This window comes from Methylacidimicrobium sp. B4 (assembly GCF_017310545.1).
Lineage (GTDB): Bacteria > Verrucomicrobiota > Verrucomicrobiia > Methylacidiphilales > Methylacidiphilaceae > Methylacidimicrobium.
This window is the reverse complement of sequence record NZ_CP066203.1, coordinates 1821694-1845765: the sequence shown is the minus strand read 5'-3', so window position 1 is coordinate 1845765 and position 24072 is coordinate 1821694. Positions and strand designations below refer to the sequence as shown.

Here is a 24072-nt window from a genome sequence, read left to right as displayed (position 1 = left end):
CGTCATGGCAATCGATAACGTAAAGCGGCTCCCGCCGGGGAAGAGCATCGGTCACCAGTTGCAGGAGGCGCGCGCTGCACTGGGGTGGAGCATCCATACAGCCTCCAAGGCCACGAAGATCTTGCCAGAGCAGCTCGTGGCTCTGGAACAGGACGACTATCGCAGTTTCGCCGCTCCGGCGTACGTGCGGAATTTCCTCCGGACCTACTCTCGAGTTCTCCACCTGGACGAGAAGGCGCTGCTCGAGCAGCTGGATCAAGCGTTCTGGCCAATGCGCAAAGGTCCCTTTCCCACCCAGAAGCCTCTCCTCCTGATGGGCCGGGCAGAGTCCGCTCCCCGACGCCGTTGGATCACTCCGCAGCTCGTCGCCTTCTTGGTGGCGGCCGGGCTTTTCGCTCTCATGTGCGCGGTCGGCGTCTACCGCGTCTACCAAGTCGCCTCGTACCGGCGACCCTTGCCTTCCGAACCCAAAGACATCACCGGCCTGGAGCTCTCCCCCGAAGCCCGGTCTGCCCGCAAGCCGGTGGAGGCGGAAATCCGGAAGCGGGCGCCGCTTCCGCCCCCGACGCCAGACGTGATGGAGGTGCGTCGGGCGCTGCCCGTGAATCCCTCCCCCGGCGCCCCTTCTGCGGCCGCCGAAGCCCCGGTCCGGGTGGCTCGGGCGATCCCGGTCCGGCCCGGCGAAGATGCGGACGCACCGCAGGCGGAGGCCCCCTCTTCCAGGGTATCTGCGGAGGAGGCAGAGACCAATGACGAGGAGGCCCAGGCGGCGGAACCCTCCGCTTCGGCTGTCCCCCCGACGGTCGAGCTCCCCTCTCCGACCAAGGCGTACCACCTGGTTCTCCAAGCCAGGAAGGAATCATGGGTCCACGTGAATGTCATCGAGAATGGCCACCGCCGGCAGCTCTTCGCGGGCGTCTTGCATACGGGAGAACGCAAGGAGTTCCTGGGCCCCAAGTTTCAGATCAAGGTGGCCAATAGCTCCGTGGTCGATATCGTCCTGGACGGACAGACGGTCTCGATGGCTTCCAACTCTTCTCCCGGGCAAGAGCTGACTCTCCCAACCCCATGATCTCCCCATCGCTCGAGGGGAAGACGGTCGGGATGATCCCGCTCGGGTGCGCCAAGAACCTGATCGATGCGGAGATCATGCTCGGTCGCCTGGCGGAGGCGGGGGCGGCGGTCTCCTTCGATCCCTCCTCCTCGGACATCCTCATCGTCAACACCTGCGGATTCATCGACCCGGCCAAAGAGGAGGCCATTCGCACGGTCCTCTCCTCCCACCAAGAGCGTGAGACCTCGGGGCGAGAAGGGCGGCAGAAGATCGTCGTGACCGGATGCCTTTCTCAGCGTTATCGCGAGGATCTCCCCTCGCTTCTCCCGGAAGTGGATCTCTTTCTCGGCCTCGACGAGGTCGACAGGATCGCCGAGCATCTCGCCCATCTTCTGCTTCCCGACGGAGGCGTGCGCCGCGAGGCGATCTCCTCCGACTCCCGCTTTCTTCCCGACTTCTCCTCGCCTCGCTTCCCGCTCACTCCCAGCCATCTGGCCTACGTCAAGATCGCCGAAGGGTGCAACCATCCCTGCACCTTCTGCATCATTCCGCGGATTCGCGGCCGGTTCCGGAGCCGGACGATCTCCTCGATCGTCCAGGAAGTGGAAGCGCTCATCGCCCGTGGCGTCCGGGAGGTGATTCTGATCTCCCAAGATTCGACCTATTTCGGCAAGGACCGCCTGAGGCGCGATACGGTGGCGAGCGCTTCGCGAGAGGGAGAGACCCTGGCCGATCTCCTCTCCGCCCTGGACGAGATTCCGGGAGACTTCTGGATCCGGGTGCTCTATACTCATCCGGCCCATTGGAGCGAGCGGCTCATCGAGACGTTTGCCGGGGCGCGCAAGCTGGTGCGCTACGTCGACGTTCCCTTCCAGCACATCGCCGACCCGGTGCTTGAGCGGATGCAACGGGGCACCTCCGAAGCACAATTGCGTGAGCTTCTCGCCGCCCTCCGCCAAGCCATTCCCGGAGTTGCCCTGCGGACGACGTTCCTGGTCGGCTTTCCCGGAGAGAGCGAAGAAGACTTCCAGAAGCTCCTCCGCTTCGTCGGCGAAGCCCGCTTCGACCGGCTCGGCGTCTTCTCCTACTCTCAGGAAGAGGGAACCCGTTCCGCGCAGCACGCAGCACAGGTTCCCGAAGCCGAGAAGAAGAGACGGTGGGAAGAGCTCATGGCGCGGCAAAAGGAGGTCGTCCGTAGCCAAGCGCCCGCTTGGATCGGACGACGCATTCGCGTGCTCGTCGATTCCCCCGGAATCGCCCGTTCGGCCTCCGATGCCCCGGAGGTCGACGGAAGGGTCTTTGTCTCTCCGAAGCTGACCCCGGGAACCTTCGCCGAGGTCGTCGTTCGGGGAGTCTCCGATTATGACTTGATCGCCAGGGAGGCTGCTCGTGTCAGTAGCGGCTGAAGGCACTGAGGCGGCGATCGGAAAACGACGCCGGCCCGGGAAGGGCCCATCCCCAGATCGCGACCGAGCGGAAAGAAGGAGAGCCTCCGCCATTTGTTTCCGGCTCGCCTCCGCCTACCCGGAGAGCCGTCCGGCGCTCCATTACCGGAATCCTCTGGAGCTGCTGATCGCTACGATTCTTTCCGCACAGTGCACGGACCAGCAGGTGAATCGGGTGACCGCCGGGCTTTTCTCCCGCTACCCGAATGCCGCCAGCTATGCCGCCGCTCCGCTGGAAGATCTGGAGCACGCGCTACGCCAGCTCGGCTTCTTTCGTACCAAGGCGCGCCATATCCGCGCAGCGGCTCAAATCCTGAGCGAACGCTGGGGAGGAGAGGTGCCCAAGAGAATGGAAGCGTTGCTTGCGCTGCCTGGCGTCGGCCGCAAGACCGCGAACGTCGTGCTCGGCAATGGCTTTGCTCTCCCGATCGGCGTCGTCGTCGATACCCACGTCGCCCGCGTCTCCTATCGGCTTGGCCTGACCCGGGAGAAGCTCCCGCAGCGCATCGAAGCCGACCTCATGAAAGCGATTCCCCGAAAGGAGTGGATCGCCTTCAGCAACCGCCTCATCTTCCACGGGCGCAAACGCTGCCGGGCCCGCAAGCCGGATTGCCCCCACTGCGAGCTGCTCTCTCTCTGCCCGCGGCAAGGCTTGCCTCCGCTGCCTCAGCAGCCATCCGATTGCCCCGTCGACTTCAGAGCGGTTTCGGGAGGTCGATCGCCGCAGCCACCCGCCAATCCGTGCACTCCAAGCGCCTCAGGGCCTCCTCCTCGCTGCAGGAAGCCAGCTCCATGACAAGAAGGAGAGCGCGATAGCGGAGCTTTTCACTCTTCGGCTGGACGTGGATCATCCGGTTGTCCCGAACTCGCCCGATCCGGATCATCGCGATGGTCGAAAGCAGGTTGAGCACGAGCTTGGTCGCCGTCCCGGCCTTGAGGCGGGTCGAGCCGGCAACGATTTCGGGCCCGGTAGGCAGATCGATCGAGAAGCGGACAAAAGGAACCGGAGAGCGCCTCGGGTTACAGCTCAGAAGGATCGGCAGGGCACCGATCGCGGCCGCCTGCTCGAGCGCGCCCAGGACAAACGGCGTCCGTCCGCTCGCGGTGATCCCGCAAACGGCGTCTCCCTTCCGAACGCCTCGTTCGATCACGCTGCGCGCGCCCGCCCCGCGATCGTCTTCCGCCCCTTCTTGGCTCCGGAAGAACGCCTCGGATCCCCCGGCCATGATCGCCTGGACGAGATCGGCGGGGACCCCAAAGGTGGGTGGCATCTCGCTCGCATCGAGCGCCCCCAATCGCCCGCTGGTTCCGGCGCCGACGTAGAAGAGCCGGTTTCCCTCCTGCAAGGCCGCCGCCACCGCCGCGGCCACGGCCGTGATCTCCTCTTGCCGATCTCGGAGAGCCCGCTCTACAAGCTTCTCTTCCGAAAGAAAGAGCTCGACGAGCTCCGCTACCGTTTTCTGATCGAGAAAGCGGGAACGAGGGTTCCGCTCCTCGGTGAGCGCGCCCTCGAGCGAAGCGGCGATCTCGCGCGATCGGATCGAGCCCGACTCCGCCTCGGCCGCCCGCGGCGCTGAGAGCGCCTCGTCGGCCAGCCGGGCGGCACCCAAGGCTCCCGGCACGCGGGAGACGAACATCTCACTCACCGACAGGTGGGACCGCACTTCGTCGCCGAAAAGCGTTGCGTAGGCCTCGCTATGCTCGAAGAGACCGCCGACCAGGGCCATCCTGGGACGCGCGAGCCCGAGCCTTTCCGCGACGTACCTCACCTGCTCCGCCAGGAGCCTCGAACGGGATCGCACGATGTCGACGGCGAGCGGATCGCCCGCCGCCGCGTTGTCCAGGACGCAAGGAGCGAGGGCTGCGATCCGATCCTTCGAAGGATCGCGGAGAACATAGGCAAAAAGCTCCTCGAGACTGTTCTGGCCGGTCCATTGCAGAAAGGAGGCTCCCAGTGAAACGACGCCGCCGGTGGCATCCAAGGCATCGTAGACGCGCTGGAGACCGATATGCGCCAGGTCGTACGCACTGCCGGGATCTCCCAGGATGTGGCCCCAGCCGCCGGCTCGCTCCCATCGTCCTTCCCGATGCCCCTGGACGTTCGAGCCGGTGCCCGCGATGACGACGATTCCTTCGCCGGAGCCGAAGGCGCCGGCAAAGGCCGAACGGGTGTCCTCGGAGACAACGATGCGCACCGCAGCCGGCCACAGGGCCCGGAGCAGTTCGTCGATCCGCTGCCGCTGCACCGGCAGTCGGCAGCCAGCAAAAGCGGCTCCGATCGTGTCGACTGCGCCTCCGACCGAAGCACGGATTCCCGCCAGGAGCTTCCGGATCTCCTCGTCCGGAAGCAGGCTGACATTCCCCGGGCCGGCCAATCCTTGCGCGCGAACCGCTCCTTCCGGGTCGAGAACCGCCCAGGTCGTCTTGGTTCCCCCTCCTTCAATGCCTAGCGTAGTGCCCACGGGCCGCTTCCCTTTCCTTTGGTACCCGAACCCATCGTCTCTTTTTTTGGTCCAGCCGGCGCCGGTGCTTCGCCCAAGGCTCATCGAGGGATGTACACCGGACCGCCTTGGAAGGGAATGTAGGACTTCACGATCGACGCAAAGGCGGCAAGCGACCTTTCATAAAAGGCCCTCTCCTTCGCCCGAAGCACGACATAGTCGATCGAGCTTGCAGTCGGAAAACAACCGACCGTTCCGTCAGACTTGCTCATTCCTGCCTAAACAGGAACAAAGCTGACTTCCTGCTTCTTCGAGGCTGGTTTCACCCGGCGCTTGCGTGCCGAGCCAGAGCCCTCCTCTCCACAGGCGTGACTTCCGGCGGAACTCGCCGTAGGGCCGTCCAGGACGGCCACTGTCAGTTAAAATCTACAAGAAAGATTGAAAAAGACAAATAATGAATCAACTGTTCAAACCCTCTCCAGGAGCGGGTCTCCTCCCGGCTCCGAGACAAAGGCGTAGATTGCCACGCGGGCTCCATTTTTCCCTATGCGCCACTCGTCCAGGCGATCGGCCTTGACCCCTGCTCCGCGTGGCGCTGAGAGCGCACGAGCCCTCTCCTCCAAGAACCCTTGAATGCGATCGCGGCCACCGGGCTCGCTGCGCATCGAACCCGCCCAGCTGAGAACGGGGGCATCTTTTGCGGTGAAGCCGACCGGATAGAAGAGAGGCTCCGGGAGCGCGTTGCCACGGGACTCTCGATCGAGGATCCAGCCATCGGGTGCCTTGAGGATGAAGGCGTGTCCCGGTGCATAGGCCATGCCGACACCCGCTTCAAAGGGATGCTGCTGCGGGTAGAGGCGAGGCAGGCCGATCATGGAGGCCGACCCCAGGAGCAGCAAGACGACAAGGGAGTGGGGATCTCTCATGCGGGGCTCGCGCTCTGCGGCAGACAGCGGGTACTGCTCCAATCTCCCGAGGCGGTCTCTGCTTCGGGGGGAGGCTCAACCGGCCTACCCGCCCTTCCGGGACTCCGGCGTGAAATCACGCAGGAAGCGCGCATAAACTCGGGCCGTGGTCACCAGCTCCTTGACCGGGATCCTTTCCTCGATGGCGTGGATATTCTTCCCATCGACCCCGTAACCGATCGTGTCCACTCCCCGTTTTCGCGCGTAGTAGTGCATGTCGGTGGCTCCGCGATTCACGCTGAAGCGAGCGCGCCCACCCCGCACCCCTTCCACCGCCCTTCGGAAGGCCTGGGGCAGCAACGCACGGGGCGAGAGCGAGCACGGGGCCGTCGTGTGAATGGTTCGGATCCGAATCCCTGCCCGAGTCTTTGCCGCAGCCACCTCGACCATCTGCCGCAGCTCTCGCTCGACCGCGGGGGCCTGCTCGGCGGGAGTGAGCCTCCGATCGATCGTAAAGGAGGCCTCGCCCGGGATGATGTTGACCTTGGCCGCCTTGCCCGGACCGAAGACCCCTCCCAAGTTGACCACCGGTTCCAGGTCCTCGCCGGACGGGGTGGCAAAGCGCCTGCGGGGATCGGCGATTACCCGCTTGAGCTCTGGCTCGAGGCGAGAAACGAGGGCAATCATCCGCTCGAAGGCATTCACGGTCCGACTCGGATAGGCCGAGTGGCCCCCTTTGCCAAGAACAGTCACCTCGAGCTGAACGATCCCGTTGTGGCCGATCCCGATCTTTCCCGCGGCTCCGCCTTCGCAGACGATGGCGAAATCGGGGGGCTTCCCCTGATGGGTTACGAGATACCCGGTACCCAGCTCCCCGCCGATCTCCTCATCCGCGACGAATGCAAGCTCCACGTTGACCCGAGGCAGCGTCCCGGTCCTCCGCAGCGCCTCGACCGCGAAGAGGCTCGCAACCAGCGATCCTTTCATGTCGGCAGTCCCCCTGCCAAAGATCCAGCCTCCGTCGCGCTCTCCCGAAAATGGGCCGTGCTTCCACCTTCCCGCTGCCGGAACGACGTCGTAATGGGAGTTGAGCTGGACGGTCTTCTGGCCGCCGACCTCCCATCTGCCGATCAGATTGTGCCGGGGAAGATCCGCCGAGCCCGGTGGGAGAACCTCGGCGGCGATCTCGCGCGGGACGGTCAAGATCTCGGTGGAGAGGCCGATCTCCCGAAGCTTGGCTTCCAATCGCCCTACCAGATCCGTATAATGATCCCCTGGGGGATTCACGGTGGGAATGCTCACGATCTCGCCGAGGAAAGAGCAGAGCTCTCCTTCGTGCTCCGCTAGCCAGGCTTCCGCGTCGGTGTTCACGGTTTCTCTTCCCCCTCTCCCTTTTACCACGCTGGTAGACGATGGCAGCCTTTTTCGCGGCGGGCCGGCGATGGCGGCTCCCCGCCCTTGCCGCAGCCCGGGGGCCCCTGTTAGTTATGGGGTATTGGCGAGCGCCGACGGCTGGATATGAGCATCTCCCGCAGAAGATTCCTCCAAAGCTTGGCCGCAAGCTTCCTTGGAGGAGGAGGACCGCTGGTAACGGCCGCCTCGGCGTCCGAAGCCCCCTCTTCCCGGCGGGCGGATGCCGCGCGCCTCGCGGAAGCGGCTCTCTCCGCGGCTCGCTCCGCAGGAGCGGGATACGCGGATCTTCGCATCCTCTTTTCTGAATCCGAGATGATCTCGGCTCGCGAGGAACGGATCGAGAACGTCGAGGTATCGACGAGCAGCGGCCTTGGCGTGCGGGTCCTGGTGAACGGAGTCTGGGGATTCAGCTCGGCGAGCGTCCTCGACCCGGCACACGCGAGCGATTGCGCACGGAGTGCGGTGGAAATCGCCAAGGCCAACCGCGCGCTTGCAACCCAGCCGATCGAGATCGAGCGGATCGAGCCCAAGGTCGACCGCTGGCAGGTACCCATCGAGCAGGATCCTTTCGCTGTCCCGCTTGATCGGAAGGCGGGGCAGCTCCTTGCAATCAATGCCGAGGCGATGAAAGCGGGCGCCTCTTTCGCCCACAGCTTCTTTCTCTTCGTCCGGCAGGAAAAGTTCTTCGCATCGAGCATCGGCTCCTTCCTCGAACAGCTCTTTTTCCGGACCTATCCGCGGCTCACTGTCACTGCGACCGATCCGGCCTCCGGGCGGTTCGCCAACCGTTCCAGCTTTTTTCCGCCGCGGGCGGCCGGCTACGAGTACATCCGCTCGCAGGATTGGAAGCGGGAAGCGCACCAAGCGGCGGAGGATGCGCAGCGAAAGCTCAAGGCCAAGCCTGTGGCCGCAGGCAGGATGGACCTGGTGCTTCATCCAACCCACCTCTGGTTGACCCTCCACGAGACCGTGGGCCATTCGACAGAGCTCGACCGGGCCTTTGGCTATGAGGCCGGTTTCGCGGGCACGACCTTCATCACCCCCGCCGATCGGGGGCGCTTGGCCTTCGCCAGCGAGCTCGTGACGGTGATGGCCGACCGCGATCAACCGGGAGGACTTGCCACCGCCGCGTATGATGATGACGGGATGCCCGCACGCTACGCCCGTTTCCCCATCCTCTCTCATGGCCGGTTCGAGAATTTTCAAATGGCGATCGGCCAGTCCCGGTGGATCGGGCTACCCCATTCCAACGCCTGCGCCTTCGCCGAAGGACACGCTTACTTTCCGATCCAGCGCATGCCCAACATCTCCCTGCAACCCTCCGAGCAAGACATCTCCATCGAAGAGTTGATCTCCGGCGTCGACGAGGGGGTCTACATCATGGGCGACGGAAGCTGGAGCATCGACCAGCAGCGCAGGAACTTTCAGTTCGGCGGCCAGCTCTTCTACGAAATCCGAAAGGGGAAGCTCGGAGAGATGCTCCGGGACGTCGCCTACCAGGGGACCACGGTTCCGTTCTGGAAGGCATGCGACGGGATCGGCGGAGCCAAGGAATACTGGCTCGGCGGCACGCTCTCCTGCGGCAAGGGCCAACCGGTCCAATCGGCGCCCGTCTCTCACGGCGTCGTTCCCGCCCGCTTTCGGGGGATCACCGTGCTCAACACCGGGAGGGGGGCATGATCCTGTCGGAAGGGGAAGCCCGGGAAATCGGAACCAAGCTTCTCTCCCAATCCCGCGCGGATACCGCGGTGGCCGAGATGGCCGGCTGGAGCCGGCTCAACGTCCGCATCGCCTGCAACACGGTCACGACCGACGGAAAGGATGAAGGTTTCCATTGCCGCGTCGCCTCCTCCTTCGGAAAGCGCCGGGGGGAAGCCGCGGGCAACAAGGCGGAGCCCGGCGACCTGGCCACGCTCGTGCATCGTTCCGAGGAGGTCGCACGCGTTTCTCCGGAAGACCCGGAGTTTCTTCCCCCTCCGGGTCCGCAGACCTATCCTTGCTCCCGAAGTTATTCCCCCGAGGCGGCTCGCTTGACTGCGAAGGACTTGGCGGAGCAGGGGCGGACGATCCTTGCTGCGGCAGAGGCCGAGCGGGTTGTCGGAGCGGCCTTTCTCGAATGCGAGAATAGCTTTTCTGCCTGCATGGCCACGAGCGGCCTCTGGGTTTTTCAGCAGTCGACTCGCCTGCAATATACGGTCTCTGCGCGCACCCGGGACGGCGGGGGCGCCGGCTGGGCGGCGACCGCCGCCTACGCTCCCGCAGAAATCGCCCTCCCGGCCCTCGCCCGCCGAGCGGTGGAGAAGGCGCTCCTTTCTCGCCATCCGAAGCCATTGGCTCCGGGTCGATACACCGTCCTGCTCGAGCCTTCGGCGGTCTGCGACCTGATCGGCTTTCTTTTGCTCTCCCTCCAGGCCCGCCCCGCCGACGAGGGGAGAAGCTTCCTCTCTCGCCCGGGAGGGGGTACGCTCTTGGGAGAAAAGCTCTTCGCCGACTCGGTCTCGCTCCGGTCGGATCCGGCAGACCCCGTTGCGCCCGGCTCGATCTATTCGACCGAGGGGCTGCCCGCTTTGCCCCGGAGCTGGATTGAGGGGGGTCGACTCCGCGAGTTGATCCGCACCCGATTTTGGGCGCAGGAGAAAAAGGCTCCGGTCGTTCCCGAACCGACGAACCTCCTTCTCTCCGGCAGCGACCGCTCGACCGAAGAATTGATCCAGGGCATCGATCGAGGCGTACTCGTCACACGCCTCTGGTATGTCCGGACGGTCGATCCCCGCACGCTCCTTCTCACCGGTCTCACCCGGGACGGCACCTTCTGGATCGACAAGGGGAAGATCGGCTATCCGGTGAACAACTTCCGCTTCAACGAGAGCCCGGTCTCTCTTCTCAAGAACGTGCTGGCTCTCGGGAAACCCGAAGCGGCGGTGGGATCGGAGATCGACGATCTTCCTGCTCGAGTCCCGGCACTGGTTTCCAAGGAGTTTAGGTTTTCCTCGGTGTCCCAGGCTTCCTGATTGGAAGGAGCCTTGAGCGCGGGTTACGGCTCCCGGTCGAGCACGAAGTTGAGCAGCTTCCCGGGGACGAAGATCACCTTCCGGATCGATTTTCCTTCAAGCCGAGCTTCGATCTCGGGTCGCCGGCGAGCGAGCGCTTCGGCCTCTTCCTGACCGAGGTCGATCTCTGCCCTCATCCGGCTCCGCACCTTGCCGTTGACCTGGATGACCCATTCCGCCTCCACCTCGGTGAGGAGCCGGGAATCGACTTCTGGCCATGGAGCATAAGCCAAGGAGTCGGCGTGGCCGAGCACCGACCAGAGCTCCTCGCAGAGGTGGGGAGCAAAGGGCGAAAGGAGCAGGATCAGCGATTCGAGAACGTCTCGAGAGGGAATGGGCTCCCGAGTCAGCGCATTGACCAGGATCATCATCTGCGCGATGGCCGTGTGGAAGGAGAGCTGCTCCAGGTCCTCGGTGACCTTCCGGATCGTCCGGTGGAGAAGCCGCCGAATCTCTGCCGGAGCTCCTTGCTCCGAAATACCCGAGCGAAGAACCCAGCGGCCTTCAGCATCCTCCTCCATCACGAGCCTCCAGACGCGAGCCAGGAAGCGATGGGGCCCCTCGAGTCCCTGGGAGGACCAGGGCTTCATCTGCTCAAGGGGGCCCAGGAACATCTCGAAGAGGCGCACGGTGTCGGCACCGTACTGCCGAAGCAGCCCTTCGGGATTGACGATGTTCCCGAAGGACTTGGACATCTTCCGGCCGTCTTCTCCCAGGATGATGCCCTGGTTGACGAGCCGGTGGAACGGCTCGGGGGTCGAAACCACCCCAATATCGAAAAGAAACTTGTGCCAAAACCGGGAGTAGAGGAGGTGGAGCACGGCGTGCTCGGCCCCTCCGATATAGAGATCGACGCCCTGCGGGCCCATCCAGTAGCGTTCCGCCTCGCGGGAAACGAGCTCTCGGTCGTTCCTGGGATCGAGATACCGCAGGTAGTACCAGCAGGAGCCCGCCCACTGGGGCATCGTGTTGGTCTCTCTCTGGCCTCCGTCAGGCAATTCCACCCATCCCTTCTCTTGCGAAAGCGGGGCAAATCCTCCCTTTTCCGGGAAAAACTCCTTCCGTTCTGGCAGGAGGACGGGGAGCTCCGATTCGGGGACCGGCTGCGCCTCCCCGTTGCGCCAGATGATGGGGAAGGGCTCTCCCCAATATCGCTGCCGGGAGAAAAGCCAGTCGCGAAGCCGATAATGAATGGTTCTCTTCCCGAAGCCCTTTTCCTCGAGCCAGGCGATCATCGCGCTCTTGGCTTCGGGCGTGGGCAGGCCATCCAAGAACTGGGAGGCGCAGGCGACGCCGTCTCCGGAAAAGCATCCCGCCGGTGGATCAGCCGGATCCTTGGGAACGACGACCTTGCGCACCGGAAGGCCGAAGCGAGAGGCGAACTCGAAGTCGCGCTCGTCGTGAGCCGGTACCGCCATGATCGCTCCGGTTCCATACGATGAGAGGACGTAATCGGCGATCCAGATCGGAATTCTCTCGCGGTTGACCGGATTGATCGCAAAAGCGCCGATGAAAACACCCGTCTTCTCCCGAGCAAGCTCCGTCCTCTCCAGGTCGCTCTTCCGGGCTGCTTCCCGCAGGTAGGCTTCGGCGGCCTCCCGGCACTCGGGGCGGGTGATCGCTTCCACCAGCGGGTGTTCGGGAGAGAGGACTAGATAGGTGGCGCCGAAGAGCGTATCGGGGCGGGTGGTAAAGATCTCGACCGTGCGTTCCTCCCCCTCGATCGCGAAGCGGACGGTCGCCCCTTCACTCCGCCCGATCCAGTTTCGCTGCATCTCCTTGATCGATTCCGGCCAGTCGACGAGATCGAGGTCGGCGAGCAGCCGCTCGGCGTAGGCGGTGATACGAAGCATCCACTGCCGCAAGGGCCGCCTCTCGACCGGATGGTGGCCCCTCTCGGAAACCGGACCCTCCGGCGACGGAAGAATCTCCTCGTTGGCCAGCACGGTCTGCAGGGCCGGGCAATACCAGACAGGGGCTTCGGCGACATAGGCGAGCCCGCGGTGAAAGAGCTGGAGAAAGATCCATTGGGTCCAGCGGTAGTAGCGGGGATCGGTCGTATGGATCTCCCGAGACCAGTCGTAGGAGAAGCCCATGGCCGCGATCTGCGCTCGGAAGTTGGCGATGTTGCGCTCGGTCGTGATCCGCGGATGGATGCCGGTGGCCACGGCATGCTGCTCTGCCGGGAGGCCGAACGCATCCCACCCCATTGGATGGAGCACGTTGAAGCCGCACATCCGCTTGTAACGAGCGACGATATCGCTGGCGGTATACCCTTCCAAATGGCCGACGTGCAACCCTCTGCCCGAGGGGTAGGGAAACATGTCGAGCACGTAATATTTGGGCTTCTCGGCACCCGGCTCGCCGGGGTTGGGAGCGCGGAAGATCGCGCGATCTTCCCAGACCCTCTGCCACTTCGGCTCGATCCGATCGAACGGGTAGGCCCTACGCGCTTCCATGCTCGCCTCTACATGGCATGCCGTCGCCCAAAGCGAAAGGGTTTTTCACATGCCCGGCCAATGCCGAAAAGGGACCGGCGGGTCGCAGGACCTTCCGACGCACAAGGGGTCAGGCTCAGGCTCGGTTAGCGAGGGCTGGGACACTGGAGGCAACTTCATTGACGATCCAGTCTGGACATCGCTCTTTCGCCGCAGAAGCAGCCTGCTCAAGCCCGGAGTCGTAACCGAAGGAGCGAGCTGCCGCCAGCAGATCGCAGCGGGTTCAAGCCCAAAACCTCTCTTTCCTCCCCCGAAGCGCGCTGGCCCCTCTGCGCACCGCGCCAATCAGCAAAGCCGACATCGAAAGATCGCCATGGAAATTTCTCCTCGATGGCGAACCCGAAAGAAACTTTTTCTCAAACCAGGGGTTAAATGGATTGATCCGGTAATACGAGGCTTTGACCCCATGACGAACTTCTTTATTCCCCCCTTCGGCATCCGATGGGCGGCCTTTCCGCAGGCACTCGCCCAGGAGCGCTGCAGCGAATGCCACCGAGGGGTACGGATGCGGGGCGGACAACCGGTTTCTCACTGGGTCTATATGTCGACCTGCAACGAAGATGGGGAACCCGGAGGAATGAAGCAAGCGGATCTTCCTTCCGGTTTCGAGGGAGGGCTTGTGAGTAGCGTATCGGGTTCGCGGCTTGAAATACGCGATCGAAACGAGGCTTCGCGCATGACGGGACATTCGCCGCAAGGCCCGACCGTTTCGGTCATCGTCCCCTGCTATAACGAATCCGAGAATCTCCCCGCCTTGTACGCGCGCATGCGGGACGTCATGGACAGCTCCCACGAAGAATGGGAGATGATCTGTGTCAATGATGGCAGCACCGATGAGACGCTCGACCGGTTGATCCAGCTCTATCAGGAAGACCCGCGCGTCGTCGTCATCGATCTCTCCCGTAATTTCGGAAAGGAGGCCGCGCTCACTGCGGGATTGGCTCACGCAAGAGGGCAGTGCGCCATTCCTCTGGACGCAGATCTGCAGGATCCCCCGGAGATCATTCCCCGCATGCTTGCCAAATGGCGAGAAGGGTTTGATGTCGTCAATGCAGTTCGCATCTCGCGCAAGGGAGAATCCTGGCTAAAGAAGATCAGCTCGTATGCATTCTACAGAGCCATCAACTGCATGAGCATCGTGGAGATCCCACCAAACACCGGAGACCTTCGCCTGCTCTCCCGTCCCACACTCGATGCTCTGAAGGCGCTTCCGGAACGCCGACGGTTCATGAAGGGACTGTTTGCCTGGCTGGGATTTCGAACCGCCAGCGTCTATTATCATCGCGAGCCACGCCATGCGGGGAGATCGAAGTGGAGCTACCAGAAGCTCTGGCAATTCGCACTTGACGGCATCACCTCCTTCAGTCAGGTCCCATTGCGATTCGCCTCCTATCTTGGATTCGTGGTATCCGGCCTGGCTTCTTTCTCTGCGATCTATCTGGTAGCTCGCACCCTGCTGAAGGGCAGCCCGGTTAAGGGTTATCCCTCGATTATGGTCACCCTCTTGTTTCTTGGCGGTGTGCAACTCATGGCGTTGGGGGTGATCGGCGAGTATCTGGGGAGGACCTATGAAGAGTGCAAGCAGCGTCCCATATACTTGGTGCGGCGCATCTGGTCTCACAAGGATGTGGACGAAGCATAACTGGCCTTCCCGGCTTCGAGCTGCCCGATCGATCTCCCCCGGTGCGGCAAAACCGCGGATCTGCTCCAGTTGCTTCCGCTAAGCCTCGAAGGAGGTACCGCAGCCGCAGGTCCCCCGCGCATGGGGGTTCCGAAAGCGAAATCCCGCTCCGGAAAGCCCTCCTTGATAATCGAGAATCGAACCCGCTAGCCGATCGAGGCTCGCGCAGTCGACGGCGACCCGAATGTCGCCCTCCTGCCACTCCATATCGCCTGGATGCGCCGCCGTGAACTCGATCTGGTATTCCCATCCGGCGCAGCCGCCCCGCGTCACGGCGATCCGCAAGTGGGAAGCCCCGTGGGCCGGAGCCAACCGCTGAATCTCCTCCCGCGCCCTTTGGGTAATCTCAATAGGCCTAGATTGCACTCGCCCCTCCGCTTCCTCCTAAGCTGTACACTAGCTCCAAGACTCTTCGTGTCAACCGGTGACGAGCCTCCGGGAGGAACCGGGCGAAACGGATCAGCGGCGCAATCTCGCCGGGATGGGCGGCCAGATAGAGGGTGAGGGGCAGCGGGCGAACGGTCCCGCTTTCGCTCTCCCAGGCCGCAGCGATCGCATCAACCGGAAGTCGATCCTCGAAATCATCGGTGACGACCCGCAGGCTCACAAAGGAGATCCCTCGCGACCGGGCAACACCCGCCACCGCTTCGGTCTCCATGTCGACCAGATCCGCTCCGGTTTCTTCCGCGAGCTTTCTCCGGCTCTCCGGATCGCCCACGACGACATCGGCGGTTGCGATCCGCAGTTCCGGCACCTCCCCCCCGGAAAACCAGAGAGCCGATCCCGCATCCAGGTAGTTGGAAGCCACCGCGACCTGCCCTCGCTTGATCTCGGGTCGAAGCGCGCCCGCATATCCGGCCAGAATCAAGAGGCGGACGGAGCAGCGCCGCAAAAGCAGCTCGGTACCTCTTGCCGCCCTTTCCCGGCCCATCCCGATGATGGCAACCGCGACCCGCCGATCTCCCACTTGGCCGAGGCAAAGCGGGGTTGCCCCCTCCTTTTCCCACCGCTTCCTCTGGAGAGTCGCGAGAAACTCCTTGGCCTCGTGCTTGACGGCGAACGCGATTCCAATCATCCGATTCCGCTGGCGCTGGAGCGGGAGCGGACCGCAACGGAAAGGGTCGCACGAACCCAAGCCTCGGTCTGCTCCTTGGCCAGAGAGAGAGCTTTGGCATACTCGGAAAGAGCAAGGAGAGGCCAGGCATTCCGGTACATGTCGTATTTCAGATAGAAGACCCCGGGAAAGCCGGTACCGGTGAGAAACTCTTCTGGCCAAGAGCCGTCCGGATCCTGCTTCCGCAGAAGATAGGCGACTCCGCGACGCAGGCTGGGCCGATCGATTTCGCCGCAGGCGAGGATTCCCATGACGGCCCACGCGGTTTGGGAGGCCGTGCTGGGCCCCCGACCCTTGAGCTGCGGATTTTCGTAGGAGTCGGGCGTCTCTCCCCATCCGCCATCCTCGTTTTGAGAGGATTCCAGCCAGTCCCGGGCCCGCAGGGTCCACTGCTGGTTCATGTCCTCTCCGATCGCTCGCAGCCCGCGCAGGGCCTGCCAAGTCCCGTAGACATAATTGACACCCCATCGGCCAAACCATGAGCCGTCGGCCTCCTGGGTCTCCTTGAGGAATCGGATTCCGCGCTGGACGAAAGGCTCGGTTCGCTTGATTCCCATCATTCCGGCGAGCTCGAGTGCCCGAGCCGTGATGTCGGAGCAGGGAGGATCGAGGATCGCATTATGATCGGCGAAAGGGACATCCTCGAGCCAAGGGCTGTTGACATCCCGATCGAACGCAGCCCACCCTCCGTTCCGACACTGGAAGCTGACCACCCAGCGGAAGGCGCGCTCGATCACTTTCTGCTTCTTCGTCGGGTCATCGGTTTCGATGCGCAGGAGGGCGAGAAGCACCATCAGCGTGTCGTCGACGTCTGGGTAATAGACGTTGTTGTATTCGAAGGCCCAGCCGCTGCATTCAGGGTGGGGATTGTTGACATGCCAATCCCCTCGCACCTGAATTTCCCGCTCCATCAGCCAGGCAGCCGCCTTGCGCAACTCGGGCCGATCGGGTGCCAGCCCCGACTTTCCTAAGGCCACGCCCGCGACCGCTGTGTCCCAGACTGGGGAGAGGCAGGGCTGGACGCGAAAATCGCGATCCTCCCCCTCATCCACGAGCAAGCCGTCAAAGTCCCGGAGCGCTTTCTGATAGACCGGATTCTCCTCGGGGTAGCCCAACGCTGCGAGCGCCACGATTGCATAGTGCATCGCCGGGAAGATGGCTCCCAGCCCGTCGGATCCGGCACCCATCCGCTCCACGAGCCACTCCTCGGCCTTTTTCAACGCGCGTTGCCGCAACGGCTTCCAGGGTGAGCAGTCCCAAAGCTGAAGCAGCTTGTCGCAAAGCAAGAAAAAGTTCCTTTTGGAAAAGAACTTGGTCGACCAGATCCAGGAAAGACCTTCTTGCTCCGTGCCCGCCGGAAAGAGCTCGTGGAGTTGGAGGTGGGCCGGCAGCTGCCGGGTCGGCTTGAAGTGATGGATGATCGCCAGCGGGACGAGCATCGTCCGGGTCCAAGCCGACATCTTGTAGAGATGAAAGGGAAACCAAGGGGGAAAGAGCACGATCTCCGGAGGGATCACCGGAAGGTCGCGCCAGGGGTAAATCCCCAGAAGCGCCAAGCCGAGCTTCGTGTAGGTCATCGACTTGGGGATTCCCCCCAGGCGCAGGATCGTCGAGCGAGCCCTCTCCATCACCGGATCTTCCGGGGTAAAGCCCGCGAGCTTGAGCGCCACATAGGACTTGATCGTCGCGTTGAGCTCGCTGGGACCCCCTGGGTAGATGTTCCATCCCCCGTCGGGGAGCTGCCGATCGAGGATGTGCTTCACGAATCGGGCTTGCCTGCGATAGTCGACCTTGCCGAGCCAGTGCATCAGCAGGATCCGGTCACAAGCCAGGGTTACGTCCGCAAAGAGCTCCCCGACCCAGTGCCCATCGGGCTTTTGGGTCGAGAGGAGAAAGCGCTGCGCTCGAGCAATCGCCGCCCTGACCTTCTGTTCGGCATCGAGGGTCTCCTCGATCACCAGGACGGGCTTGGCCTTGGCCTCGCCTTCCGCTGGTTGGGAAAAGAGTTTTCCGGATCGCATAGGAACGTCGGCAGATAGCGCGCGAAGCCCGTTGCCGTCAACCCAAAACCGATCCCTTGCGCCTCCTCCCCACGGTCAGTTCTCCCGAGAGAGGAGATGATGCGCCAGCACATCGAGGATCGCTCCGCCCTTCCCCAAGGGAGCAAGCGCTCCGTGAGCCCGCGCGGTGTAGCGCTCCGCCGTAAGCTGGGCGCCCTCGAGCCCGAGCAGACGGGGGTAGGTGGCCTTCTCCGCCGCAAGGTCCTTGCCTGCGCTCTTCCCCAGTGTCTCCCGCGTCTGCGTAAGGTCCAGGATGTCATCAATCACCTGGAAGGCAAGCCCAAGGAATCGTCCGAACTCGGTAACCGCGCGCAGCGATTCTCCATTCGCTTCGCCCGCCATGGCCCCCAGCCGCAGAGCCGCAGTGATGAGCGCCCCCGTCTTCCGCAAATGGATGGCCCGCAGCTCCCGCACCGAAATGACCTTGCCCTCGGCCTCCAAATCGGAGACTTGCCCTCCCACCAGGGCTCGGCTGCCGGAAGCGCGAGCGAGCTCGGCAACCACGAGCCCGGTCCCGTATTTTCCTCCCGGATAGCGGCAAGCGATCTCGAAGGCGTGGGCGAGCAGCGCATCTCCCGCCAGGATGGCAATCGCCTCTCCGTAGATCTTGTGCAGGGTCGGCTTCCCTCTTCTCCAATCGTCGTCGTCCATCGCAGGAAGGTCGTCATGGATGAGCGAATAGGTATGAACGCACTCCACAGCACAAGCGAGCGGGAGCGCCCGAGCGTAGTCCCCCCCCACCGCTTCGCAAGCCGCCAGGCAGAGGATGGGCCGCAGGCGTTTTCCCCCGGCGAACAAGCTATGTCCCATCGCCTCGTGAAGCGATCGAGGCTTCTGGGAAGGCGGCGGCAAGTAGCGTCGCAATGCCACCTCGATGACTCTTCTCCGCTCCGCCAGATAGGCGAGGATATCGTTGTTCAAGCCGCTTCCCTCCTCTCGTTTTCCGCCTTAGCCTGCGAACCGAATCACCCCGTTCCAAGCAACGCCGCGCGGCTCCTCCTCCAAAAGAGGGACCTGATTTTCGGCGAGATCGGCAAGAGCCCTCTCCCACGCTTCCTCGTCGACGGGCCGGGGCGATCTCTCCCGCCGAGATTGCGCGGCGCTCTGCCCCAGGACCACGGTGACGCGAATCTCCGGATGCATCGACAGGCCCGCTGCCACCCGAACTCCCTCTGCTGCTCGATGGCTTCGGGATGGATCGGCTTCCACCACCACGAGGATCTGCTTTTCGATCGCCACTTTTCCTTGACGAAAAGGAGTGCTGCCTCCTCTTGTGGCATAGTGGCCGCTCAGGGTCAATCGCCCAAAGCGGGAGAGGATGCCTCCCTCTTCCTGGGTCGGCCGGGAAGAGGGAGGAACGCCGCCTCCAGGGCATGGGCAAATTGAGCTAGTGGATCGAATCGGCGCCAATCGGTCTTTTGCATGAAGATTCCGGGCCCTTGGAGCGTCTTCCTCCTCTTGCTGCTCGCGCTTGTCTGGCTCTCGCTGGCTCCTCGGAGGGACGAGACTCCCCCCCTCATCAATGGCGCAGGCGCTTCCTTTCCCTATCCTCTCTATGCCCGATGGTTTGCCGCCTACGAGGGGCTCGACCCCTCGGTCCGCTTCAACTACCAGGCGATCGGATCCGGAGGCGGGCAGCAGCAACTGCTCCACCAGACTGTCGACTTCGGGGCTTCGGACAGCCCCATGCGCAGGAGCCTCCTGGAGGCCGCACCCGGAAAGATCCTCCACGTCCCGATGATCGCCGGCGCAGACGTGCTCGCCTACAATCTTCCCGGCTCTCCTCCGCTCCGCCTCACCCCGGAGATCATCGCCGAAATCTTCCTCGGCCGGATCCAGGACTGGAACGATCCGCGGCTGGCGCGAATCAATCCGGAAACCCGCCTCCCGTCCCTGCCGCTGATCGTCGTTCACCGCTCCGATGGAAGCGGCACGACCTATATCTTTACCGACTACCTCTCGAAGGTGAGCCCGGAATGGTCCCGGATCGCTGGGCGGGGGACGGCGGTGCGATGGCCGACGGGCATCGGAGCCAAAGGAAATGAAGGGGTCGCAGGCCAGATCCGCTCGCTGCCCGGTGCCGTCGGCTATCTGGAGCTCGCCTTTGCCGTGCAGAATCAGATCCCCTACGCTGCCGTTCAAAACCCCTCCGGGAGCTTCGTTCTCCCCTCGCCTGAGTCGGTGACGCAAGCGCTGATCTCAAGCACGCTCGATCGGGATGATTTCCGCATCTCGATTGCCAATGCCGACGGCCCCGGAGCCTATCCCATTGCCGGACTGACCTGGCTGCTGCTCTACGAAAAGCCGCCCGACCGCCGAAAGGCGCAAAAGCTGCTCTCCTTCGTGCGCTGGTGCCTCACCGACGGTCAGGCTCTGGCCTCTTCCCTCGACTACGCCCCCCTCCCGCCTCGCCTCCGGGAACGGGTGCTGGCATCCTTGCCCGAGATTCGGTAAGAAGACGCCTTGGAATGAAGCACACCAGATCAACACCCGACGCAGGAGAAGAAGGCGGGCGGGAGTGTTCCGCCCTCTTCGAACGCAGCGAGAGCATGCCGTGAGCGATCACCCGAGCGATCCGACTTCGACCGCGCCCGGCGCGGGGTCGCTGACGGTTTCCGTTGGCTTCGGGCGCATCCTGGACAGGGGGTTCGGGCTCCTGATCGCGGGAGCGGGACTCTCCGTATTCGCTCTGGCCGGCCTGCTCGGATGGGAGCTCTATCGGGGAGCCGAGAAGGCGCTGAGCCGCTCCGGCGCAGGATTTCTCACCGGATCTCATTGGGATCCGGTGGCGGGCCAGTTCGGAGCCCTCCCGTTCCTGTACGGAACCTTCGTCTCCTCCTTTATCGCGCTGCTCCTCGCCTTCCCTTTGTCGGTCGCCACGGCTCTCTCCATGACGGAATTTGCTCCGTTCTGGATTCGCCGCCCAGTCCGGGTGCTTGTCGACCTCATGGCCGCTGTCCCGAGCGTCGTCTGGGGACTCTGGGCCATGTTCGAGATGGTGCCCTGGCTGCGGCAGGCCGCGTTCCCATTCCTGCAGCGGGTGTTCGGCTGGATTCCCCTCTTCCAGGGACCGATCTACGGGGTGAGCCTCCTGGCGGGTGCCTTGATCATCGCAATGATGATCACGCCAATCATCACCTCCCTGGCCATCGAAATCCTGCAAGCGGTGCCACCCTTGCTGCGCGAGGCGGCTTGGGCGTTGGGCGCCACCCGATGGGAAGTGATCCGCGTCGCCGTCCTTCCCTATGTCCGGAGCGCCCTGGTCGGCGCCGGGGTTCTCGGCCTGGGCCGAGCCCTGGGAGAGACGATGGCGGTCACCATGGTGATCGGGAACCGGCCGGAGATCCTGCTCTCCCTTTTCTCCCCCGGCTACACGCTGGCGAGCGTCCTGGTCAACGAATTTGCCGAGGCCACTTCCGAGGAGCATCTCGCCGCACTCTTCGAAATCGGCTTGACCCTGGTCGCCGTGACCCTGGTCGTCAACTTCCTCGCCCGTCTCTTGATCCATAATGTACCCTTCTTTTTTGCCCCTCGGACCCTGCGCGCCCCATCGATGGAGGGAGACCGGTGAGCGCATCGGGGAGCGGCCCCGGTCTGGAGCGGAGCCGGGAAAAGCGAGCGTCCAGCGAAGAGCGGGCGGCCGCCCGCCGATTTCGGGTCCGAAAGATCCTCGATCGCTTCTTCCAGCTCCTTTCGCTCCTTGCCGCCGTCGTCGTCATCAGCCCGCTTCTTCTCGTCTTCGTCTTCCTTCTCTCTTCCGGAGGATCTTCGCTCACCTGGGATTTCCTCACGCAGCTCCCGAAGCCCGTAGGAGAGACCGGAGGCGGAATGGCGAACGCCATCGTCGGAAGCTGCATCCTGGTCGCGATCGCGACCGTAATCGGAGCCCCGATCGGAGTGCTCGGAGGGGTCTTCCTCTACGAGCACAAGGAGCCGCGGCTTCGTGCGGCCATCCGCTTCACGGCGGACGTGCTCAACGGTGTTCCTTCGATCATCTGGGGGATTGTCGTCTACTCTTGGGTGGTTCTCCGCATGAAGACCTTCTCGGGGCTTGCCGGCGGTCTGGCTCTCTCCTTCATCATGATCCCCTTGATCTTGCGAACGACAGAAGATGTCCTCCGACTCGTTCCTCCCGCCTACCGCGAGGCGGGGCTCGCACTCGGCCTCCGGAGGAGCCAGGTCATCCTTCACATCGTGCTTGCGACCGCCCGACGGGGGATCGTCACGGGCGTTCTGCTTTCCGCGGCCCGCGTGGCGGGCGAGACGGCCCCTCTCCTCTTCACCGCCTTCGGTAACCGCATCTGGGCCGCCCGCTTGCAAGAACCGATGGCCGCTCTCCCTCTCCAAATCTTCTCCTATGCCATCTCCCCCTATCCGGACTGGCACCGGCAAGCCTGGGCGGGAGCCCTGGTTTTGCTCGCTCTGGTCTTTCTCATGAATCTGGCGCTTCGTCTGCTCTCCCGGGGGAATCCGGAATGACCAGCAGCGCCTCCGATCCCAAGCGAACGACGCCCAACGGGGGAACCCCGCCGCAGAAGAGCCGTCCCGCCTTCCAAATCGAGGACCTGCGCGTCTGGTTCGGGAATCGTGCCGTGCTCCACGGCATTTCGCTGGAAATCCCGGCCCGCCATGTGACGGGAATCATTGGCCCCAGCGGTTGTGGGAAGAGCACTTTCTTGCGGGCGCTCAATCGGATGCATGAATTCACGCCAGGAGTACGCGTGCAAGGAAAGATCCGCCTTTTCGGAGAAGACATCTACGAGACGAAAATCGATCCGATCCTTCTGCGGCGCCGCGTCGGCATGGTCTTCCAGAAGTCGAATCCCTTCCCCACCATGAGCATCCAGGAAAACGTCCTGGTCGGCCTCCGGCTCGCGGGCATGCGAAACCGCGGGCTGCTCGAAGAGCGGCTCGAAGAAGCGCTCCGAATGGCGGCGCTCTGGAACGAGGTCAGGGACCGGCTCCATGCGCCGGGAACCGAGCTCTCCGGGGGCCAGCAGCAGCGGCTTTGCATCGCCAGAGCCCTGGCCGTCCGCCCCGAAGTTCTTCTCATGGACGAGCCCTGCTCTGCCCTCGATCCGATCGCCACGGCCCAGATCGAGTCGCTCATCCGGGATCTCCGGGAGCACTATTCGATCGTGCTGGTGACCCACAACTTGCAGGAGGCCGGACGGACAGCCGACTTCACCGCATTCTTCCTCGAGGGAAAGCTGATCGAGTTCGAATCGACCAAGAAGCTCTTTACCAATCCGAGCCGGAAGCAGACGGAGGATTACCTCACCGGTCGCTTCGAGTAGCATCGATTTCCGAGCCGGGGGCTCGCGGCTCCTTGCGACGAGGGATCCGATAGCTGTAGTACCAGGCAGCGGTGACCTGTTGCAGGAGTGTATAGAAGACGATCGGAAGGATCGCCAGCGGGTGGTCGGGAATCGCGACGGTCGCCAAGGTCAATCCGCCACCGTTGTTGTTCATGCCGAGGCCGTAGACGAGTGCGGTCCTCTCGGGGGCCGAGGTCCGCAGAAGCCGTCCCAGCCACTCCCCGCACTGAAAGCGGAGCAGGCAGAGGAGACCGGAGCCAAGGAGGAGCATCGCCAGAAAATCGGGGTCGAAATGGCCGAAGGCGTACGGCAGGGAGACCGAGGCATTCATGTAGATCAGCCAGAGGAGAATCAGCTCGTTGGCGGGCCGCAGGGCCGGGCGGATCCGCGCGAAAAGCGCTTCTCCTGCCTTGCGCCGCGCCACAATCCCGAGCAGGGAGGGCAGGACGACGCAGAGGAAAAGGAAGACCCCCATTCCGCGCCCGGCCATCTCGTGGAGATCTTCCGCGTAGTCGCCTCCCACCATCGCGGCTACGGCATGGAGGGAGAGAGAGCCCACAAAAGGGCTCAGCACCGTGGAGCCGAGCACCAGGCCCAAGGAAAGGGCCATGTCTCCGCCCGCATTCTGGCACCAGGCGGCCGAAGCCCCCGCGATGGGCATGGCCACCACAAGACCGAGCCCCATCACGAGGCTTTCCACTTCTTCTGAATTATGCCACTGCCTCAGGGCGGCACGCAGGCCGGCGAGAAAGAGCAGCGGGATCAGGAAATTGACCAGAAGGCCGGGAACCAGGGCGCGAAGATTGCGGAAAAGCTCCCCAAGCTTGCCTCCCGGCACTCCGAGCCCCCCGTTCCAGAGCAGCAGGAACAGAAGGACGACCGGCAGGGAGATTGCGAAGGGCTCTCCCAGAATCGAAAACGACCCGAATGTAAGGCTGCGCGCGCGCTGACCCAAGCCCGGCGCGATCGCCGCCAGCCCATGCGCGGCAAGCAATGCCCAAAAGAAGCGGCGGTGGAGCCAGTCGAGACAGAACCCGATTCGCTGAGGGGAAGATCCCTCGTTTTTTTCCATGACGTCGCTTTCCTTCCTGGG

General features: G+C 63.6%; 22 protein-coding genes. 10 read left to right on the top strand and 12 right to left on the bottom strand.

All coding sequences use genetic code 11. From position 1 onward, the window contains the following. The first annotated feature begins 4 nt into the window (after positions 1-4). Genes MacB4_RS08730 through nth form a run of 3 tightly spaced genes read left to right on the top strand, consistent with a single transcriptional unit; the run spans position 5 to position 3295 of the window. Complete coding sequence (locus MacB4_RS08730) at positions 5-1072, top strand: helix-turn-helix domain-containing protein (RefSeq protein WP_206863466.1); 1068 nt, start codon at positions 5-7, stop codon at positions 1070-1072. Continuing rightward, entirely contained in the window at positions 1069-2460 is a 1392-nt protein-coding gene (rimO, locus tag MacB4_RS08725; protein ID WP_242529208.1) for a 30S ribosomal protein S12 methylthiotransferase RimO, read from the top strand. Before MacB4_RS08730 ends, rimO begins: the two co-directional genes overlap by 4 nt. Continuing rightward, positions 2444-3295 (top strand): endonuclease III, encoded by an 852-nt coding sequence (nth, locus tag MacB4_RS08720; protein ID WP_242529207.1) that lies wholly within the window; start codon positions 2444-2446, stop codon positions 3293-3295. The genes rimO and nth overlap by 17 nt, the downstream gene beginning before the upstream one ends. On the opposite strand, the gene MacB4_RS08715 is transcribed toward nth, so the two are convergent. From MacB4_RS08715 to MacB4_RS08700, 4 genes are all read right to left on the bottom strand, one after another. Then, a complete protein-coding gene (locus MacB4_RS08715) occupies positions 3195-4961 on the bottom strand; it encodes an N-acetylmuramic acid 6-phosphate etherase (protein WP_206863465.1) in 1767 nt (588 codons plus the stop codon). The two genes, nth and MacB4_RS08715, sit on opposite strands and share 101 nt — an antisense overlap. 80 nt (positions 4962-5041) lie before the next feature. Next, positions 5042-5212, bottom strand: coding sequence for a hypothetical protein (locus tag MacB4_RS08710; RefSeq protein ID WP_206863464.1), 171 nt, complete (start codon positions 5210-5212; stop codon positions 5042-5044). A 195-nt stretch (positions 5213-5407) separates the two neighbouring features. Further along, a complete protein-coding gene (locus MacB4_RS08705) occupies positions 5408-5866 on the bottom strand; it encodes a hypothetical protein (protein ID WP_206863463.1) in 459 nt (152 codons plus the stop codon). 84 nt (positions 5867-5950) lie between these two features. Continuing rightward, positions 5951-7216 (bottom strand): M20 family metallopeptidase, encoded by a 1266-nt coding sequence (locus MacB4_RS08700; RefSeq protein WP_206863462.1) that lies wholly within the window; start codon positions 7214-7216, stop codon positions 5951-5953. Between the two features lie 147 nt (positions 7217-7363). On the opposite strand from MacB4_RS08700, the gene MacB4_RS08695 reads away from it, so the two are divergent. Both MacB4_RS08695 and MacB4_RS08690 read left to right on the top strand, forming a co-directional pair. Continuing rightward, the gene (locus MacB4_RS08695; RefSeq protein ID WP_206863461.1) at positions 7364-8938 is read left to right on the top strand and encodes a TldD/PmbA family protein; all 1575 of its coding nucleotides are present in this window, start codon (positions 7364-7366) and stop codon (positions 8936-8938) included. Next, entirely contained in the window at positions 8935-10269 is a 1335-nt protein-coding gene (locus MacB4_RS08690; protein WP_206863460.1) for a TldD/PmbA family protein, read from the top strand. Before MacB4_RS08695 ends, MacB4_RS08690 begins: the two co-directional genes overlap by 4 nt. 23 nt (positions 10270-10292) lie before the next feature. On the opposite strand, the gene leuS is transcribed toward MacB4_RS08690, so the two are convergent. After that, entirely contained in the window at positions 10293-12767 is a 2475-nt protein-coding gene (leuS, locus tag MacB4_RS08685) for a leucine--tRNA ligase (RefSeq protein ID WP_206863459.1), read from the bottom strand. A 715-nt stretch (positions 12768-13482) separates the two neighbouring features. Here leuS and MacB4_RS08680 point away from each other — a divergent pair. Continuing rightward, positions 13483-14448 carry a glycosyltransferase family 2 protein gene (locus tag MacB4_RS08680; RefSeq protein ID WP_206865009.1) on the top strand — a complete coding sequence of 322 codons (966 nt, stop codon included), beginning with the start codon at positions 13483-13485 and terminating at the stop codon, positions 14446-14448. Positions 14449-14526: 78 nt separating this feature from the next. Here MacB4_RS08680 and MacB4_RS08675 read toward each other — a convergent pair whose 3' ends face one another. The 6 genes from MacB4_RS08675 to MacB4_RS11335 all read right to left on the bottom strand — a co-directional run bounded on the left by MacB4_RS08675 (position 14527) and on the right by MacB4_RS11335 (position 19085). Then, the gene (locus MacB4_RS08675) at positions 14527-14853 is read right to left on the bottom strand and encodes an iron-sulfur cluster assembly accessory protein (protein ID WP_206863458.1); all 327 of its coding nucleotides are present in this window, start codon (positions 14851-14853) and stop codon (positions 14527-14529) included. Next, positions 14843-15562, bottom strand: coding sequence for a nucleoside phosphorylase (locus MacB4_RS08670; protein WP_206863457.1), 720 nt, complete (start codon positions 15560-15562; stop codon positions 14843-14845). Before MacB4_RS08670 ends, MacB4_RS08675 begins: the two co-directional genes overlap by 11 nt. Then, positions 15559-17622 carry a squalene--hopene cyclase gene (gene shc, locus MacB4_RS08665; protein ID WP_206863456.1) on the bottom strand — a complete coding sequence of 688 codons (2064 nt, stop codon included), beginning with the start codon at positions 17620-17622 and terminating at the stop codon, positions 15559-15561. The genes MacB4_RS08670 and shc overlap by 4 nt, the downstream gene beginning before the upstream one ends. A 75-nt stretch (positions 17623-17697) precedes the next feature. After that, positions 17698-18582, bottom strand: coding sequence for a polyprenyl synthetase family protein (locus MacB4_RS08660; RefSeq protein ID WP_206863455.1), 885 nt, complete (start codon positions 18580-18582; stop codon positions 17698-17700). 27 nt (positions 18583-18609) lie between these two features. After that, complete coding sequence (locus MacB4_RS08655) at positions 18610-18900, bottom strand: hypothetical protein (protein ID WP_206863454.1); 291 nt, start codon at positions 18898-18900, stop codon at positions 18610-18612. Positions 18901-18956: 56 nt separating this feature from the next. Further along, positions 18957-19085: a hypothetical protein gene (locus MacB4_RS11335; RefSeq protein WP_255551655.1), complete on the bottom strand. Its 129-nt coding sequence runs from the start codon at positions 19083-19085 to the stop codon at positions 18957-18959. Between MacB4_RS11335 and pstS the strand changes: the two genes are divergently transcribed. From pstS to pstB, 4 genes are all read left to right on the top strand, one after another. Beyond that, positions 19084-20115 (top strand): phosphate ABC transporter substrate-binding protein PstS, encoded by a 1032-nt coding sequence (gene pstS, locus MacB4_RS08650; protein ID WP_206863453.1) that lies wholly within the window; start codon positions 19084-19086, stop codon positions 20113-20115. The genes MacB4_RS11335 and pstS overlap by 2 nt on opposite strands. Before the next feature lie 100 nt (positions 20116-20215). Then, a complete protein-coding gene (gene pstC, locus MacB4_RS08645) occupies positions 20216-21232 on the top strand; it encodes a phosphate ABC transporter permease subunit PstC (protein ID WP_206863452.1) in 1017 nt (338 codons plus the stop codon). Next, positions 21229-22140, top strand: a complete 912-nt coding sequence (pstA, locus tag MacB4_RS08640; RefSeq protein ID WP_242529205.1) for a phosphate ABC transporter permease PstA — start codon at positions 21229-21231, stop codon at positions 22138-22140. The genes pstC and pstA overlap by 4 nt, the downstream gene beginning before the upstream one ends. Further along, positions 22137-22958 (top strand): phosphate ABC transporter ATP-binding protein PstB, encoded by an 822-nt coding sequence (pstB, locus tag MacB4_RS08635; RefSeq protein WP_206863451.1) that lies wholly within the window; start codon positions 22137-22139, stop codon positions 22956-22958. The genes pstA and pstB overlap by 4 nt, the downstream gene beginning before the upstream one ends. Here the strand turns inward: pstB and MacB4_RS08630 are convergent. Continuing rightward, positions 22939-24051: a bile acid:sodium symporter family protein gene (locus MacB4_RS08630; RefSeq protein WP_206863450.1), complete on the bottom strand. Its 1113-nt coding sequence runs from the start codon at positions 24049-24051 to the stop codon at positions 22939-22941. The genes pstB and MacB4_RS08630 overlap by 20 nt on opposite strands. Positions 24052-24072: the final 21 nt, after the last annotated feature.